This is a genomic window from Pseudomonas cichorii, assembly GCF_015471405.1.
Lineage (GTDB): Bacteria > Pseudomonadota > Gammaproteobacteria > Pseudomonadales > Pseudomonadaceae > Aquipseudomonas > Aquipseudomonas serbiensis.
Genome location: NZ_BLVZ01000015.1, coordinates 95,831 through 114,446 on the forward strand (window position 1 = coordinate 95,831; position 18,616 = coordinate 114,446).

Consider the following 18,616-nt stretch of genomic DNA (forward strand, 5'->3'; position numbering starts at 1 on the left):
ATAACCATGGCCCTCAACTTTGAAGAACAGACGCGCATCGACCTGGCGGCGACCTTTCGCATCATCGCCCACCTGGGCATGCACGAAGCCGTTGCCAACCATTTCAGCGCCGCCCTGTCAGCCGACGGCAAAAAGTTTCTGCTCAACCCCAAGTGGAAACATTTCTCGCGGCTGCGCGCCAGCGACCTGTTGCTGCTGGATGCCGATGATGCCGAAGCCGCCCACCGGCCCGATGTAGATGCCACCGCCTGGTCCATCCATGGGCAGATCCACCAGCGCCTGCCGGATGCCCGCGTGGTGTTGCACTTGCACCCGGTCTACACCACCGCCGTGGCGTGCCTGGCCAAGCCGCACATTCCGGCAATCGACCAGAACACCGCCCGCTACTTCAACCGCGTAGCCGTGGACGAACTTTACGGCGGCATGGCCGACACCACAGCCGAAGGCGCACGCCTGACCGGCTTGCTGGAAGGCAAGAACCGTCTGCTGATGGGCAACCATGGCGTGATCGTCATTGCCCCAACCGTAGGCGAGGCCTTCGACGATATCTGGACCCTGGAGCGCGCCTGCCAGATTCTGGTAACGGCATGGTCCACAGGCCAGCCGCTGAAAATTCTGCCAGACGACGTCGCGGAGAAAACCGCCCGTGACTGGGAAAAAATCACCGATTTCTCTCACCAGCATTTTGAAGAAATGAAGCTGCTGATGATTCAGCAGGACCCTTCGCTGGTCGACTGACAACACCCGTTACTGACTCGATACACGTCTGCGGATGCCGTAGGACTCTTTGCGCCTGCGCCCTGACGTTTCGCTACTTTTTTACGGCACCAACACGTCGAAAACGGCCTGTTGAAGGAGGCCAGGATGACCGAGAAAATCACAGAAATCGACACACTCGTCGTGGGCGCGGGCCAGGCTGGCATAGCCATGAGCGAGCACTTGAGCCGCCTTGGCATCGAGCATCTGGTACTGGAAAAACACCGCGTTGCAGAAGCCTGGCGCAGTGGCCGCTGGGATTCGCTGGTCGCCAACGGCCCAGCCTGGCATGACCGCTTTCCTGGCCTTGAATTCGACATGGACCCGGATGGGTTCGCCGGCAAGGAGCAAGTCGCCGATTACTTCGAGCGCTATGCACGCAAATTCGATGCGCCCATCAAGACCGGCGTAGAGGTCAAGCGCGTGACCCGTAATAAGGGGCGTTCCGGCTTCACCGTCGAAACCAGCGCAGGCACTTACCTGGTCAACCACCTGGTATCAGCGACCGGCCCGTTCCAGAAGCCCGTCATCCCGGCGATTGCCCCCAAGGATGACACCCTGCACCAGATTCACTCGGCCCACTACTTCAACCCCCAACAACTGCCGGAGGGCGCAGTGCTGGTAGTCGGCGCTGGCTCTTCCGGCGTACAGATCGCCGAAGAACTGCTGCTCGCTGGCCGTCAGGTCTACCTGTCGGTCGGCCCCCACGACCGTCCGCCACGCGCCTACCGTGGCCGAGACTTCTGCTGGTGGCTGGGCGTGCTGGGCCTGTGGGACAGCGAAACCGTGCAGCCCGGCAAGGAGCACGTAACCATTGCGGTCAGCGGTGCGCGTGGCGGTTACACCGTGGACTTCCGTCGTCTGGCCCAAGCCGGCATGACCCTGACCGGCCTGACCGAAAGCTTTGCCGATGGCAAGGTGCGCTTCCAGAACGACCTCGTCGACAACCTCGACCGAGGTGACGAGAACTACCTGTCACTGCTCGATGCCGCCGATGCCTATGCGCAGCGCAACGGCCTGGACCTGCCACTGGAGCCCTCGGCCCGCGAGCGAGTGGCCGATGCCGACTGCATCACTCACCCGTTGCAGGAACTGGATCTGGCCGCAGTTGGTGTCACCTCGATCATCTGGGCCACCGGTTATGCCCAGGATTACAGCTGGCTGCAACTCGATGCCTTCGACGCCAAGGGCAAACCTCGCCACCAGCGCGGCGTGTCCAGCGAGCAAGGCTTGTACTTCGTCGGCCTGCCGTGGCTGTCGCGACGCGGCTCCGCCTTTATCTGGGGCGTGTGGCACGACGCCAAACATGTGGCTGACCAGATCGCCACTCAACACAAATACCGATCGTACGACCAGGGCAAACGTGTCATGCCCTCCCCTGTCGTCCAGTTGCGCAACGTCAACGGCTGATCACTTTACAGGAGCGCGAATCGCTCCCCAGGAGTTTCACATGAGCACCCCGACTCACACTCGCATCCGCATGTTCAACACCAAGGACACCTACCCCAACCAAAGCCTGAACAACGACCTGTGCCAGGCCGTGCGTGCCGGCAACACCGTGTACGTGCGCGGCCAGGTCGGCACCGATTTCGACGGCAACCTGATCGGCCTTGGCGACCCCGCCGCACAGGCGAATCAGGCGATGAAAAACGTCAAGCAACTGCTCGAAGAAGCAGGCAGCGACCTGTCGCACATCGTCAAGACCACCACCTACATCATCGACCCGCGCTACCGCGAGCCGGTCTATCACGAAGTCGGCAAATGGCTCAAAGGGGTCTTCCCCATTTCCACAGGGCTGGTGGTATCGGCATTGGGTCAGCCGCAATGGCTGATGGAAATCGACGTGATCGCCGTAATCCCTGAATAAGGAGCGCTGCCATGACCTTTTCCATTGCTGCACGCTGCGCAGAAACCGGCCAGTTGGGCATCGCCATCAGCTCATCGAGCATCGCCGTGGGCGCACGCTGCCCCTGGTTGCGCGCTGGAGTTGGGGCCGTGTCCTCGCAGAACATCACCCTGCCCGCACTGGGGCCTCAAACACTGGAGCTGATCGAGCAAGGCCTGCCGCCAGCCGAGGCGTTGGAACAGGCATTGGCGGGCAACGCCTTCAGCGAGTATCGGCAAATTACAGCCATCGACCATCAGGGACGAACCGCGCATTTCAGCGGCAGCGAAACGCTGGGCATCAATAACGCACGCAGCGGGGATCAGTGCGTGGTGGCTGGCAATATGCTCGCAAGCCCGGAAGTCATCGACACCATGATCAAGGCTTTCGAGGAAACCACAGGGCCATTGGCCGAACGCCTGCTGCAAGCGATGCGTGCAGGCCTGGCGGCAGGCGGCGAAGCCGGGCCGGTACACTCGGCGGCAGTAAAAGTGGTCGGCGAACCTTCCTGGCCCATCGTGGACCTGCGCGTGGACTGGACCGACCACGACCCCATCGAAGCGCTGAACAACCTGTGGCAAGCCTACCGGCCACAAATGCAGGACTACATCGACCGCGCCCTGAACCCTGCCAGCGCACCGGGTTACGGCGTACCGGGGGATGATCGATGAGCACCAGCCGCGAGCTGTTGGCGCGACTGGTGGCCTTCGACACCACCAGCCGCCTGTCCAACCTGGCCCTGATCGATTTTGTTCGTGATTACCTCGACAGCTTCGGGGTCGCCTGCGAGCTGATCTACAACGCGCAAAAGACCAAGGCCAACCTGTTTGCCACAATCGGCCCGGCCGACGTGCCGGGCATCGTCTTGTCCGGGCATACCGATGTCGTGCCAGTGGACGGCCAGGCCTGGACCTTCCCGCCGTTCGAGCTGAGCGAAGATGGCGGCAGACTTTACGGTCGCGGCACAGCCGACATGAAAGGATACATCGCCTGCGTACTGGCACTGGTCCCGGCGCTGGCACAAGCTTCGCTGCGCCTGCCGGTACACATTGCCCTGTCCTACGATGAAGAAGTCGGTTGCCTGGGCGTGCGCTCATTGCTTGAAACGCTCCATGCTCGCCCCGTAAAACCGCTGCTGTGCGTGATCGGCGAACCCACGGAGCTCAAACCGGTGCTTGGGCACAAAGGCAAAGTCGCCGTGCGCTGCGAAGTCCACGGAGCCGCCTGCCATTCGGCCCATGCACCCAGCGGCGTCAACGCCATCGAATACGCCGCAAAGCTGATCTGCGAACTGGGCCGTCTTGGGGAAGCATTAAAAGCCGATACACAGGACCCGCGTTTTGACCCGCCCTTCTCCACCGTGCAGACAGGCGTGATCGGCGGAGGCACCGCCTTGAACATCGTCCCCGCACAGTGCCACTTCGACTTTGAAGTCCGCTCGCTCCCGACACTGGACCCACGCCAGATCGTCACCGCCATGCACACCTACGCCCAACACAACCTCCTGCCAGCCATGCGAGCCGTGAGTGGACAGAGCGACATCCAATTCACCGAACTGTCGAGCTACCCAGGCCTGGACACACCGATGCAAAGCCACGCAGCGGAGTGGATCGCACAGTTCTGCGGCTCCCGAGCATTCGGCACCGTCGCCTTCGGCACCGAAGGCGGACTGTTCGACCAAGCAGGAATCCCGGCCGTGGTCTGCGGGCCTGGGAGCATGGAACAAGGGCATAAGCCGGATGAATTCATCAGTGTTGAACAGCTTGAGGCGTGTGATGAGATGCTGAGGCAAGTGCTGGTGTTTGCACAGCGTTAAGGTCATCAATAACTTTTTGGGTGAGGGGTTATGGGTATGGCCAGGCTCAAATATCTATCTCTCTACGCCCTCGCCTGTTGCCGAATTTGGAGAGCGCTGGATCATCGCTAAGGGACCAACGACAAACAAAACCGTTAACATTCACCATGCTTCGGCGGACGGGATTTTTATAGACCCCGTACAGGAAAAAGTCTGCGTGCGATCTCATTACCGAGTCTATCAATGGTATTTTCTGACAAATGAACACGCACCGTAGCTTTGCATTTTTAATAGCCACCTAGTGTACCGCTTGTGCAAAAATTCCAAACCTCTCACTAGCCGACCTTAACTTAGCACCCTTTGAAGAAGGCCCAAACAAGCCAGCCAAAAATACTTAAGCCCCTCAAGTAAAGCGAAGTCAATATCTCAATAACCTTTGGGATTTTTCGTCAGATCCTCATTAAAAATAAAAAGAACGAAATCTCTTGTTTCAAATTTATTTTTTGAGAAAAATCCAGCCGATAGCGTTTTTTTTCAAATTCAACTTCGACTAAAAACAAGCAATACGTACTCTAGGGAACCGTTCCGAGTTGTTGTAAGCCGCGATAAGTTTAACCATGTTCCCCGTCAGCAGATCCCAGACAGCAGGGGAACACCATGTCTTTCTTCTCCATACCAAAAGCACTTTCGGGACAAAAATTCTCCGTCGCTCTGTCGACCCTGCTTTCAATCATAGCCTGCAATGCTCATGCACTGACGCCAGATGAAACAACCCACCTGCTGGGTCGCACCGGCTTTGGTGCCAGCCCTTCCGACAGGGAACTCTATCAGCACTTGAGTCGCGAACAGGCAGTAGAACGCTTGCTTGAGTCTCTGGATGCTCCATTATGGACACAACCACCAGCCTTCACACGCCAACCCCACCCAAACTATTGGGCCGAGGGATGGCAAGATCGCGAAACCACATTTCTACGTATCAACGAAATTAATCAACTGCAAGCGTGGTGGTTACAGGAAATGGTTGTAACGCCCTCACCTTTCGCGGATCGAATGACCCTGTTTTGGCATAACCTTTTTGTTTCACGCTTCGACAAAACCCACATCACCGCACCATTCCTAGAACAGTTAATGCTATTCCGGGATACAGGCAATCGCAACTTTCGCAGCCTGACACGTCAAGTACTGCAAGACCCAATGATGCTAAGCGGATTAGATAATGTTCATAATACAAAGCACCGTCCTAATGAAAATCTGGGACGCGAACTCCTTGAACTATTCACATTGGGAATTGGCACTTACAGCCAAGAGGACGTAAGACAAGTAGCCCGAGTCTTGGCCGGACATGGTGTTGCGTTTGAACAACAATGGCGTTATCGGTTTGATGAAAAGACAGCAGACCGTGCCGAAAAACGTGTGCTCGGCCAAACTATAAATGGCAACAGTGACAAAGAGCTGGACGAGTTGGTCGATATCCTGCTCCAACAACCACAAACGGCCAAGCGTCTGGCACAACGGTTTTATAACGAATTCGTCTCCTTGACTCCAGCTCCGCAGGAGGTCGAGCGTCTGGCTCAGGTTCTGCGCGACAGCGACTATGACATTCGGGCTCTGCTTCAGGATCTATTATTGAGTCCGGCTTTTTGGGATGAACGCAATCGCGGCGTACTGCTTAAGTCCCCACTGGAACTGGTGATAGGTTTCGCTCGCACATTTGAACTGGTACTACCGGATCAGCAGATTCTGGTCGATTACTCTGCTGCCCTGGGACAAGCACCGTTCATGGCACCCTCAGTCGAGGGCTGGCGTGGTGGGCTGGAGTGGTTGAGCAGCAAGACTCTCACTGATCGAGAACGTGTCATACAGCGCCTCTGGCAAGCGGTGCAAACCCTTGAACAGCGTCCACAAGCCGACGCCTTGCAGGTGCGCTTTGCGTCCGAATACACCACCACACCTGTGCGCTTTAAAGTGTCGGTCAACAATCAGATCATCAAGACCTTTGAAGCGAAACTCGGTGCTAATACCCAACATGAATTGAGTTCAAATGAACCTGGAAACCTGAAACCCATGTGGGAATGGGTGAGTATTCCACGCAAAGAGCTGCCTGAAAATATCCATACAGTAACAGTGACTATGGACGTACAAAGTACCGGCAGTAATCTTTTCGTCAACTGGATAGCTCTGGATGGTTATCGCTTTTCCCCCCAAAAAGCTCGCTGGTCCACTACCGCCGGCTCAGGTTGCCAGGCTGACTCACCGCTGGGCTCGTTCTACTGCAATCTGAGCCTGGTGTTCGAAGTCAGTCATCCCATTCAAGCAGAACAGGCAACTCTGGAAGACCGCCATGCCCCACTCAACTCAAACCTTGAATATGGTACCGGACGACAACAGCTCCAGTGCCGTGTAACACCTTGCCTTCCAATAGCTGCCGCACGCATTCCAAACCTCAAGACATCAGCCGGAAACATATCTTTCAACTCAGTGTTGGCAAGCGCGCCATTACGAATCGAACTGCCATTGCTGGAGTCCGGCCTACAAGCAGTCAAAGCACTGACTCTCGACCCGGCCTACAACCTGAAATAGCTAAAGGGGGCTTAATGTCTGACTCTTGTTTGTTTTCTCGACGTCTGTTGTTAAAAAGTCTGACCTTGGGAATGGCGGGAATCGCATTACCGTTATCGTTGTCGGCAACCGAAAACCAGAAGTTACCCCCCCACAAACGACTCATTGTGATTGAGTTGTTTGGCGGTAATGATTCGCTCAACACCTTGGTTCCCTACACGGATCCTCTCTACAAACGCTATCGACCCAACCTGGCGTTAAACAACCGTGACATCGTTCCGTTGTCGACAGAGCTGGCTTTGAATGCGGCATGGAAGGATATCGCCGAGGTTTTCCAACGTGGAGAACTGGCAATCGTTCAGGACGTCGGTTATCCGCAGCCCAACTTGTCTCATTTCGGCTCTGCGGCGATATGGGCATCGGGATCTCTGGAAGCAGGTCAACATTCCGGATGGGCTGGCCAAGTGATCTCGACCCACCGTATCCACATGAGCGCTCAAGATGCTGACGGCATCATTCTTTCGGGCAATCAGGACCTGATGCAAAGCAGGGGTGCCCAAGTCTTGACCTTGCAAGACAGCAAATCGTTTCTCAGTGCGCAGACACGGCCTGTGATATCGACAACCCTCGGAACTCAGAACCCGGCAGCACACCACCTTGAACAATTGCTGGATCAAAGTGCAACTCTGCGGGAACGGATACGTCGCAAAATTAAAACACCTAATCGTTTTAATGCGTGGTTCACAAAGGATGGTTATACGGAACCTCAAAACATGCAGGCGGCGCTACTGTTATGGCTGATTGAAAACGACATCAACGCCCCTTTGTTCAAACTCAGTCTATCCGGCTTCGACTTACATTCGGGTCTGCGCGGCGAACATGAGCGCTTACTCGGTAAAGTGCAAACCCTGCTGCTGTCATTGCGCAAGGGACTTATGGAAATGAGTGCATGGAAGGACAGCCTGATTCTGGTGCATTCCGAGTTCGGTCGTCGTCCACAGGAAAACGCCTCGGCAGGCACCGACCATGGCACCAGTGGTTTAGTGCTGCTATGCGGAGGCAGTGTATCGGGAGGCTTATGGGGGCAGCAAAGTTCGCTGCAAGATCTTGATAGCGATGGAAACCTAAAATTCACCACCGATTTTCGTGCCATTTACGCTTCTATCATTCAAAACTTTTGGGGGCTGTCGGCCAGTAGTAATGCTCCCGATTCTATCGCGGCACTGGGCATAAAACTCTGAACTTAATCGTGCCATTTCTGCCCACGCGCCTGATAAGCGTCGGCGTAAAACCGAGGAACCTCATATGCAACTAACCGCTGTCGAGCCACAACATAATGAAGAAGTGGAACGTTGGAAAAGACACTTCCAGCGCAAGACGTTCTGCAGCCAGAATACTATTATCGCTGGCGAATTACCCACCACTGATGCCGATATTCTGGTGTGCCTGACGCTTTACAACGAACAAGCCCAAGCCGTGGCTGACACGCTGGCAGGGGTGGCACGCAATCAGATTCAACTTGCCAGATACATGGCCGCACCGGTCCCAAGGATCGTGGTGTGTATAGTACTTGATGGTATGCACTGCGTAGATGCTTCGACCACCCTGCTGCTTGAAAGTCTGGGGCTCTCCCCCCGGCGTCAACCAATGGATGAAGCACTGGCAGAAGCTGAAAACAGGATAATACTTCAAGGCAAAAACCTGCCTGCCAATGAGTTACTCGAACGTTGTGGGAAAGACTGGGTCGGCGAGCAGTCCAGTGCATCGATCACCGTATTACTGGCTACCAAGCTGCATAATGCCAGCAAACTCGACAGCCATGCCTGGTTCTTCTGGGGCATTGGCAGCAAGGTCAAGGCACGCTTCGCAATGCAACTGGATGCAGGGTCTATTCCCGCTCCAGATTGTTTTAAGCACTTATTGCAACACATGCACGACGAACCTGAGTGCGGTGCGGTAACCACCTGCATTCTGACCCCTGTGCCTGAAAACATGAACCTCCAGCAAAACTGGCAATACGCCGATTATCTCTGGGAAAAAGTCAGCGATTGGCCCGTAGGTAATCTGTGCCGCTATCTGGAGGTGGTCCCAGGACAATGCAGCCTGATTCGCTGGGAGAGTTTCTGTGAGCCTGAAAGTCAGGAGCGAGCCCCCATTGATGAGTATTTAAGAGGGTTGGAACCCCAAGGACTACTCGAGTGCAATTTGTTCTTGGCCGAAGATCGAGTCATGGGTTTTGAGCTGGTCAAGAACCTACAACATAGCAGTACCGTCCGTTATTGCCCGCAGGCGCAGGTAGAAACGGACTTGTGTCCTGACTTTGGCGAACTTATCAGGCAACGCAGGCGCTGGATCAATAGCACGGTGGCGGCCCGCCTGAGTTCGGCAAAACAACTACCGAAAATGATGAAGCAGCACAGCATCTCAACACAGCGTATTCCTGGAGTATTACTGTCATTGTGTTGGGGGCTGATGCAGTTTGCAACACAACTGATGATGCCTGTGTTTATTACGGTATTAATGGCTACAGGCGTTGCCTACACCAGCACGAAAATCGGTACTGCCGCGCACGTCGCCGAATCGAACGGCTATTGGGCAGCCACGGGATTCCTGTTGTTATGGGCCAGTGTATTGCTCATCAGTCGACAAATTAATATCGGAAGTCGCAGAGGGGAACGGTGGCATATCACCGCTATCTGTACCTTGGGGATTGTCATGGTGTCCGGCTGGGCATTGACACTCTGGGGAAGCACATTGCAAAGCCTTTACTTCATAGGTGCCACACTCCTGTTCGTGATCATCGCCATCGTCGCCCAATCCTGGGGACACCTGAGACAGGTCGGCCGCTGGTTTGGTCTCTATCTTGTACTGCTGCCCGTCTTCAACCTTTATATGACTTCTTATTCACTGGCAAATATCAGTGACATCAGTTGGGGCACCAAGGGACTGGTATCAAAACATGCAGCGCCTGACAGGGCTCGACGCTGGTCGAGAACACGTGACCAATTGCTATGGATCTGGATTCTGTCAAGTGTCGCGCTGTCCAGTTTGATTCTACTTGCTGTTCCGATGTCATCCTGGATGGTCTGCGTACAACTTCTTTCATTATTTTTCGTCCGCATCGGGATCGCGGCCTTTATAAGTGTATGCACTCAGGCTTACGACGCGGTACGTCAAAGAACCTGACCCTTCCCGTTATTAATTCTGCACTTAATATCCATTAACTGGAGTCATGACCATGAATCCCTATACGCTGAAACCTGAGACCGATAAACGCCTGGGAATAGTACGACCCACTTTTGCTCCTTTTGAAATTCTTGCCCCCCGTTTCAAATCAAGCATGGACAGTGGCGTCGTCACCAATGGAGGTCCTCAACTCAAAACATTTGAAGCTCGACTGAGCGACTATCTATCGGTACCGACTCTGGCGTTCTGCAACGGAGAACAGGCGTTGATCGCGCTGCTGATGGCCGCTGATCTCAAAGGCAAGGAAGTCATCGTTCCCTCCTTTACCTTTGTCGGCTCGGTGCATGCCATTGTTATTGCAGGTGCCATCCCTGTGTTCGCAGAAATCCAGAGCCTCGATTGCCCCCTCGCGGATCTGAGCGACATAGAACGAAAAATAACCGAAAACACTGGAGCCATTCTAGCAGTGGATGTCTACGGTTATGCAAACGACTACAAGTCTCTGGAGAAACTTGCTAAACAGAACGGGCTGCGGTTGTTCATCGATAGCGCGCCGGCATTTGGCAGCCTTTATCAGGGTCAGCGCATTGGTGGATTCGGCGATGGGCAGATTTTCAGCTTTCACGCGACCAAGCCATTCAACACTCTGGAAGGCGGTTGCGTATGCACTAATGACGCTGAACTGATGAGCCGCGTAGCGGCAATTCGCAACTTTGGTCAAAGCGATCAGGGCGAATGCCTATATGTAGGGCTCAACGGGAAGATGAGTGAAATCAATGCGATTGTCGGCTTGGCTCAGTTGCCATCTCTGGAGTTGCAACTCAAATGCCGACGCCAAGCTGCTGCGCGTCTGATTCAGGGTTTGGAAGGCATACCTGGCCTGAATGTATGCCAGCCGACAGGGGAACAGGAACCGGTCTGGCAATACCTCCCGGTACGCGTAGACCCCGAACACTATGGAATGAATCGGGATGAACTACAACACACTATGGCAACGGCCAATGTGATGGTTCGCAAGTATTACTCGCCAGCGTGCCACTTGATGCCGGCGTATGCCTCCCCCCTGCAAACCGATCTGAAACTGACAGAGGAACTCGCCTGCAGTGTCCTGGCACTGCCTATCTATAACGACATGAGCGAAGCCGAATGCGATCGGATAGTCGCATTGCTATACACGCTTTATTTATCAGGACTTCCAGTGGTGGATCATCAAGGGGTCGCATCATGAGTAAAAAAATCCTGGTAGCAGGCGCTGGCGGTTATATCGGTATTGTCTTATGCCAGCTTCTGGTTAAAAGCGGTTATGAAGTCATCGCGTTTGACCGTTTCTTTTTCGGAAGGCGCAATGGTGATTTTGAGCTTTCGTCAACTCTGGTAATCCGGGGAGATATACGCGAAATAGAGGCCTCTCTGCTTGAGCATGTCGATGCCGTGGTGGACCTGGCCGGACTCAGCAACGACCCGGCAGCCTTGATCTCACGTCATGCAACGTATTCGATCAACTACGAGGGTGCCTGCCATCTGGCCCGGACGGCCAAGGAAGCCGGAGTCAAAAACTACGTTTACATGAGTTCGGCCTCTGTTTATGGGCGGTCCGGAAATGAACCTTTGCAAGAAGAAGCGACCTGCGTTCCTCAAAGCCTTTATGCGGAACTGAAACTTAAGGTGGAAAATAGCCTGTTAGCGCTGGGCGACACACACTTTCAACCTGTCATGCTGCGCAATGCAACGGTGTTTGGCCTCGCTCCACGCATGCGTTATGACCTGGTCGTCAACACCATGACGCATATGGCGATGCGTGAAGGCGTGATAAGAATCGACGGTGATGGTTGCCAGCAAAGACCCTTCATTCATGTTCGGGATGTCGCACGGGCTGTGCTGCTGGCACTTGAGCTTGACACAGAGTTAGTGCCCGAACGCATATTCAATGTGGGCGGCGATACGCTGAATTACACCATTAAACAAATTGCCGAGTGCGTTGCACAACAAGTAAGTTCTGCACAGATCATCATTGCCCCTAACAACGCAGACAGCCGTGACTACTGCTTGAACTTTAATCGAGCTCGGAAACAATTAAAATTCACACCCTCAATCGACATTGAGGCTGGAATCAAAGAAATCGTCACCGAACTGACCACGCAGTCAAATATGCCGGGTGATCCTTCCTGCTTTACCGCACCTTGGTATAAAAATCTGATGGAGTGGGAAGAGCGACTGACAAGACTGAGCTTACGAGGCCGAATTCTCTGATTGCTGAATCACTGACGCCTGCTCGTCAGTGATAGGAGGAGCCTCACAATGTTTAAACGCATGAACAAGGCAATAAGCTCAGTGCTATTTATGGGCCTAAGCGCGTGGGGAAAAATAGCAGAGTGCAAGACAACCGAGGAAGGTTTTTATGAGCAGACTCAAGTAACAAGCCACCTTAATTACTGGCAACGTACACGTCATGAATGGGACGCTACGGCACAGAACAGCGACGTCAAAAGCACATTGAAACAAGCTGTTCTTGCACAACATATAGACATTACATCAGGGTATGCTCTAAATACCCTAGGGCTGGATATAGGCCTTTTCAGCAGCGCGCCCTTGACGGCAAGCCAAGGCAGTATTCATCCCAACACAATGGGACTGTCTCAAGAAAAACAGTTGTCCGAAGAACGCTACTCAGGGGACAGGGCAGGCTGGAGCTACTACAAGGCTGCCGGCAAATGGAGATCAGGCCCGTTCTGGGCTCGACTTGGGTATTTACAACCCCACGGTCAAGGCTTATTGGCGACAAACTGGAGCTTCGTACCTGGAACCTATCGCGGTTTGGAAGCCGGCGTAAAACTGCCACAGCCGTCAGGTGTTCTTGAAATGTCTTATTTTTGGAGCGATCAATACAAAGCACCATGGTATACAAAGACAGACTCTTTTTTACAAGGCGATGGGAGAACCCGAATACATTACTTGCACACTCTGGGATTAAAATATCAAGATGACAAAGACTACTCAGTTGAAGCCGCATGGGGACAAGCACAAGGTTACCGTCAGCAGTTTTTCTTTAAAGTCTCACGGCCTGTCAATATCACGCTCATGCCGGCACTCATGACCTATCAGCTCTATGCTGCACGAGACCAGAAACAGGAAGACGCACAGTATACCGACCTGGCGTGGCTGCAAGCCCTGACTATTGGTTCCACCCAAGGCTCACTGGGGTGGCGGATAGAGGCTACCTCCGTGAAAGCAGAAGGATCGATGGGATATTTCACACCACGCATGACACCCGCTTATGGATCATCCAACGGTCGCATGGATATAGGGTGGGATAGCCGTTCAGACTTCAATGCACATGGCGAGCGCGCCCTGTATACAGGCATCACATACAAATTGAGTAAGGAAGAGCGAGGACTGACAGTCGGTATTGCCCACACTTACGCCTGGAATGCCCGCCCTGCCGGGTCTATCGACATTCAACAACAGACATCACTCACAGAACAGGCTTGGCGATACAGCATCGCTTACAAGCTGCGCACGGGAAGCGATCGTTACACACAATTCGACTTTCGCCACATACGATACCGGAACAGCGCCAATGGATCACCCCAACAATCAGGCTATTCCAGCATTCCACTCAAGAGCAACGAATCCATTCTGTCCGTCAGCGTTCCTTTAAAATTTCTCTGACGTGAGCCTGATGAAAACCATCCATTCCTGCGCGGCTTTCTGAATGGGCTTGGTGTAACGCCGCCTCTCCTCATCACTCTACTGAGTGTCCTCACGCTAAACCTCAATACTCCGCCATTAATGACCGAAAAAAGTGCAGGGAAGTTTATTCATCTCAAGCAATCCCTCTTGAATTAAAACTCAGAAAAATCACATAAACCTCACCGAAAGGCGGGGGATGTCAATGAGCGCTGAACCCGCCACAATACCGGAACCTTGAAACACACGCCTTCAGAACCCCAGGGTAAAAACCGGATGTTCGCACAGACGGCGTGTTCCTTTTATTGCCTGGCTAAACGATCAATGGCCCGCACAATCAACTCATTGTCCTGTTCAGACAAGCCAGCCCCCTGCGCCCTTAGATAAGCTTTACCAAGACGATTAAGACATGGCATTTTGAATGCTTACTTTCTCTTAGTGCGACAAGGATAGCTGTATGGCCGACATAGATTTCTATACGCTTTTCTCCGGCTTGCCTGAAAGTCATGATCACCGCTTTTCGCAAATAGAGAGTTTCTATTCACAGCATAGGGTTACGCTATTATGCACGCTGCCTTGGCTCGCTGCTGAGCTGGCTGAAAATGACGGAATTCTGGCAATGTCCTGTTTTATCCGCCGGTATGGAGGAAGTCGCTTATATATAAACAAATCACATCACGATTTTTTAGAAAAAATAGAAATAATCATTTCAGAAAAAACTTATAAACAACTGCTCACTCACGCAGGTGCCAGTGGAAGCATTGATATTCCCTCTGCATGGGGAATATTCAGCGCCTTGAGAAAGGTAGCCATACAGCAGGCCATTACAGAAGATATGCCTGCACAGAAAATCGCCAATTGTTTTGGTGTCACTGAACGCCATCTCCGAAATCTCGCTCATAAAGAACTACTTAAACGCGCTGCCATTTAATTCTGCGGCCCAACAGGGGGATTCATCAAGGCCACAGGGAAGTGCCACGATGCTTAAGCTCTAACCATTTAAACCCTGAAAACCATGCAGATCTGTGCAAGGAAACGCTGAAAAAGTCACCTGCAAGTTGTTAACTTATGCAATACCCAGGGTACCGCGGTAGGGATTTCTATTTTAATTGATGGGCACGTATTGCCACCCAATTACAAATAAGACACCTGCTTTGACAGCAGTCTCGAACACAAAACGGCATCGCTGAATAGCGACTGTCTGCCTTCGCGCAGCCTAAACAAAACCACGTCAACACTATCGAGGAGAATACCTTGCGAACGTCTGTCATCATCCCAACCCATAACAAAGCAGAATACCTTAATCTTGTGCTCGCCTCTCTGGTTTCTCAAACTGAGGCGCCGGATGAGATTGTCATCATTAATGATGGATCAAGTGATCATACACTTGATGTTATTCGGAACTATATCGATAGACTGCCGATTCGGGTTCGATCTCAGGCGTGTGGTGGCCGCGCAGCCGCACGTAATGCAGGCCTGGAAGAAGCCACAGGAGATTTAATTATTCTTTGTGATGATGACCGAATCGCCGCACCTGATTTTGTCGAGCAGCATCGTGCAGCGTTGCAGCGTGACCCCTCCGTGATCTGCATTGGATGGAAGAAACGAGCCTTGACCATTTGGCGGAACGCTCTGCCCCTGATACCAACTGATTATGAACGCCTTAGCGTTTCTGCCGGATTCTCATTTCCATACTTACCCGATGACACATGGCAGGCACTCATTTCGCCCAGACAAATCATGAATGATTTTGATGAGTTCCTGAAATTATGGGTGATGGGGGATGAAATTGACAACTCACCAGGAGAGCCCTCTTTGTGTGCTGAGTTGATGCCCTGGATTTGGGGGACAACAGCCAATATGTCTTTTGACAGACGCTATGGCAAAGAAGCCGTCTTTGACGAAACCTATAAGGGCTGGGGTGTTGAAGATGTTGACTTTTGCTTAAATCTTATCCAGCAGGGACGACACATTAGCTTTGAAAATTCGGCTGTAAACTATCACCAAATACACAAACTCGGCGATGCAGGATTACGTGAGGCGAAAGCCGAACGAATGCACCAGGCAAACATCAATCTCAACTATTTCTGCGAAAAGCATAGAACACTGGAGGCTCATCTCTACCGGCGTGTACAACAAGGAATGAAGCCGCATGAAGCCGCTGCTATTTTGTTGACCGCACGCCAGGATTCAAGCGGTATTCTGACCGAAGAGTTGAGAACCATTTACGCACTCCAAACGTTCTCCAATGAAGATTGCGGCGACTTGAAGTCAATTTCCGGCAATGATCTTTGGGCTCTGGACAGGGTTCAGGAGTACCTGTGGGATGATGAGCAAAGCCAGAGACAACCTGTTCCCGCAACCCAATCTCGCTCTGGACGTATGCAGCCTGCCCGTCCTCGGATCGCAGGTTTAATGCAAAAGCTGCCCACTACACATAAATGGTGGACTCCTATGTTGTGGCAAGCAGAAGAAAAGCAGTTTTGCGAAAGGATGTATGCCTTGCCGCTATGTTTCCAGGCGACGAAGAGCGGCATGAAAATCGGCTATCCAAGAGCCGTGCAAATCACACCAGATAACCGAACATTTGAACTGCCTTTTTTACATGACCTGACCCTTCGCTTGGCAGAGGATGAGGCAGTAAGCTTCGGCGTACAGGATTACTCCGACAGAACAGTGGATGTTGTTTGGGAGGGGAAAAACCAGCGCATGACCATGCGAGCTGTTCAGGGTTGTCCCTCTGTTCATTTCTGGTTTGAGGGCCCTTCACATCTGGACATCTCTTTTGAACACACCACCCACTTTTCTGCCTGCCCTGATGACCAGGCGATTATTGCAACTTCCAAAGACGTGCAGTATTTGATTTGCTACAAAGGTTGCTCTTGGGAGTGCAAAGATAATAAAACGCTGGGCGTCCGGGGTGTCAAACACGACTCCGCCGTGACCGTGCACGTTCTTCCCGATCTAGAGGGAACACTGCTAAAGCACTTCCTTCTTCAGGGGACAAGAAGACCAGTGGACAAAGGCTTCGAGTGGGAAGTGGATCATTCAGAGAAACGCGTTCAGATGCATTTCGCGATGCACAATGATGATGAATCTCAAAGTGGCGGCTTTCTGCAAGCGCTGTTACCGCATCAGTGGCGTCGAAGCAGCGGGCTTGTCGCCCTTGGTCATTATGCCTCTGCACGCGGACTCATGACCCTTGTTGATGTAACTGAATTCTCGGTAGACATGAAAAAGCGCAGCTTCCTGCCCTACCTTCCACCGATCGTCGATGCGACAGCTCACACCTATCAATTGATCGACGATGCCCACACTGCATCCGCAACAACAGCCTTATGGCAACGTCCCTTGGAAGGGTATTCATCAGACGATGGATATTGGGCCGGTAAAGCACTTGTTCGCCTGGCAGACATGGCGAACACTGCTCGGTACGTTGGCCATGATTCAGCTGTTCAGCATTTTATAGAAACCATCAAATACAAGCTGGAAAGCTATTTTGAAATGCGCGACCAAACAGGCTTTTACTACGACAAACAGTGGACGACGTTGTTATTTACGCCCTGCTCGGTACACGGAGTGGCTGAGCACATGAATGATCATATCTATTATTATGGTTATTTTTTAAGAGCGGCCGCCGCCGTAGGACTGCACGATCGCGCCTGGATTAATCGTCCTGAAATCAAAACTGTTTTGTTAAAAATAATAGGCGATGTGGCCAACCCTGAGCGTGACAGCACCCTCTTTCCGTTCATGCGGTGCTTTGATGCCTATTCGGGTCACTCTTGGGGTAATGGCAGTGGTGCCTATTCCCAAGGACTTAACGCCGAGCCGTCAAGCGAATCGATCAATTTTGCCGCATCGGTAGCACTGCTAGGCGGTTTACTGGAAGATCAAAAAATTCAAGATCTTGGCATCATGCTCTATACCGCCGAATGCGAAACAACACTCGATTACTGGTTCAATCGCTGGGACGATAGTTTTCCCGACAATTTTGCGCAGCCTTTTGTTGGAATGTTATGGTCAAGTGGAGCAAGCTGCAGGTCCTGGTTTGATGTTCGCCCGACCGAAGCCCTGGGTGTCAACCTCCTGCCGATCCAGGCAAGTTCGACTTATTTATATGGCAATCCGCATTTACAGGCTGTGCTAAACAAAATTTATGCTGACTGGGATCACAATGGGCCGCGCTGGGGAAACGTAATGGCGATGACTCAGGCATTGACCAATACCTCGGCCGCACAGGCGACTATTGATCGTTTTTCTGAATCGGAACTGACAGAGTGGTCGTTACACCCCGGCACTGTACAATTATGGATTGCAACGCTTGCCAAACTCGGTGAACCGGTGGAATCCATAACCTGTAATCTGCCGTTCTATGCCGTCTTCGAGAAAAATGGCAAGCGCAACTATTGGGCCTTCAATCCCGGAAAGGAACCTGTCGATGCCTTTTTCTCGGACGGCTTTCAACTTCTGATTCAACCTGGTATCGATGCAACCGGATGGCATCCCAATTTACGAGAGCCGACCTCGGAGAAAGAGCAGCACAAGCCTGGCGTATTCGTGCCTATGGCAGGGCTCTTAAAAGCTGATCACTAACGGATAAGAACTACAGCCAAGCTGCCAGCAGTTTTTCTTGAAAGTCTCGCGGCCTATCAGTCCGATGCGGCACGGGACTTAACCAGGAAAGACGGACAGTAGAGCAACGTGGCTTGGCTGCAAATACTGACAATAGGCTCCACACTGGCCTT

13 protein-coding genes are annotated in these 18,616 nt (G+C 52.7%); all 13 read left to right on the forward strand.

Annotated elements, in window-relative coordinates; genetic code table 11:
• Positions 1–6: 6 nt before the first annotated feature.
• The 13 genes from JL015_RS22135 to JL015_RS22195 all read left to right on the forward strand — a co-directional run bounded on the left by JL015_RS22135 (position 7) and on the right by JL015_RS22195 (position 18,464).
• Positions 7–738 (forward strand): class II aldolase and adducin N-terminal domain-containing protein, encoded by a 732-nt coding sequence (locus JL015_RS22135; RefSeq protein WP_025259297.1) that lies wholly within the window; start codon positions 7–9, stop codon positions 736–738.
• 126 nt (positions 739–864) lie between these two features.
• Positions 865–2,166: a flavin-containing monooxygenase gene (locus JL015_RS22140; RefSeq protein WP_201019955.1), complete on the forward strand. Its 1,302-nt coding sequence runs from the start codon at positions 865–867 to the stop codon at positions 2,164–2,166.
• Between the two features lie 40 nt (positions 2,167–2,206).
• Positions 2,207–2,623 (forward strand): RidA family protein, encoded by a 417-nt coding sequence (locus JL015_RS22145; RefSeq protein ID WP_025259295.1) that lies wholly within the window; start codon positions 2,207–2,209, stop codon positions 2,621–2,623.
• A gap of 11 nt (positions 2,624–2,634) precedes the next feature.
• Positions 2,635–3,312 (forward strand): DUF1028 domain-containing protein, encoded by a 678-nt coding sequence (locus tag JL015_RS22150; protein WP_201019956.1) that lies wholly within the window; start codon positions 2,635–2,637, stop codon positions 3,310–3,312.
• Positions 3,309–4,457: an acetylornithine deacetylase gene (argE, locus tag JL015_RS22155; RefSeq protein WP_201019957.1), complete on the forward strand. Its 1,149-nt coding sequence runs from the start codon at positions 3,309–3,311 to the stop codon at positions 4,455–4,457. Before JL015_RS22150 ends, argE begins: the two co-directional genes overlap by 4 nt.
• Positions 4,458–5,093: 636 nt before the next feature.
• Entirely contained in the window at positions 5,094–7,016 is a 1,923-nt protein-coding gene (locus tag JL015_RS22160) for a DUF1800 domain-containing protein (protein WP_025259292.1), read from the forward strand.
• A 14-nt stretch (positions 7,017–7,030) separates the two neighbouring features.
• Positions 7,031–8,236, forward strand: a complete 1,206-nt coding sequence (locus JL015_RS22165) for a DUF1501 domain-containing protein (RefSeq protein WP_025259291.1) — start codon at positions 7,031–7,033, stop codon at positions 8,234–8,236.
• A gap of 64 nt (positions 8,237–8,300) precedes the next feature.
• Positions 8,301–10,181 (forward strand): glycosyltransferase family 2 protein, encoded by a 1,881-nt coding sequence (locus tag JL015_RS22170; protein ID WP_081741919.1) that lies wholly within the window; start codon positions 8,301–8,303, stop codon positions 10,179–10,181.
• Between the two features lie 52 nt (positions 10,182–10,233).
• A complete protein-coding gene (locus JL015_RS22175; RefSeq protein ID WP_201019958.1) occupies positions 10,234–11,409 on the forward strand; it encodes a DegT/DnrJ/EryC1/StrS family aminotransferase in 1,176 nt (391 codons plus the stop codon).
• Positions 11,406–12,431, forward strand: a complete 1,026-nt coding sequence (locus tag JL015_RS22180) for an NAD-dependent epimerase/dehydratase family protein (RefSeq protein WP_025259290.1) — start codon at positions 11,406–11,408, stop codon at positions 12,429–12,431. Before JL015_RS22175 ends, JL015_RS22180 begins: the two co-directional genes overlap by 4 nt.
• Before the next feature lie 48 nt (positions 12,432–12,479).
• Entirely contained in the window at positions 12,480–13,850 is a 1,371-nt protein-coding gene (locus JL015_RS22185; protein WP_122320711.1) for an outer membrane porin, OprD family, read from the forward strand.
• A 475-nt stretch (positions 13,851–14,325) separates the two neighbouring features.
• Entirely contained in the window at positions 14,326–14,799 is a 474-nt protein-coding gene (locus JL015_RS22190; protein ID WP_025259288.1) for a hypothetical protein, read from the forward strand.
• 323 nt (positions 14,800–15,122) lie between these two features.
• The gene (locus tag JL015_RS22195) at positions 15,123–18,464 is read left to right on the forward strand and encodes a glycosyl hydrolase (protein ID WP_201019959.1); all 3,342 of its coding nucleotides are present in this window, start codon (positions 15,123–15,125) and stop codon (positions 18,462–18,464) included.
• Positions 18,465–18,616: the final 152 nt, after the last annotated feature.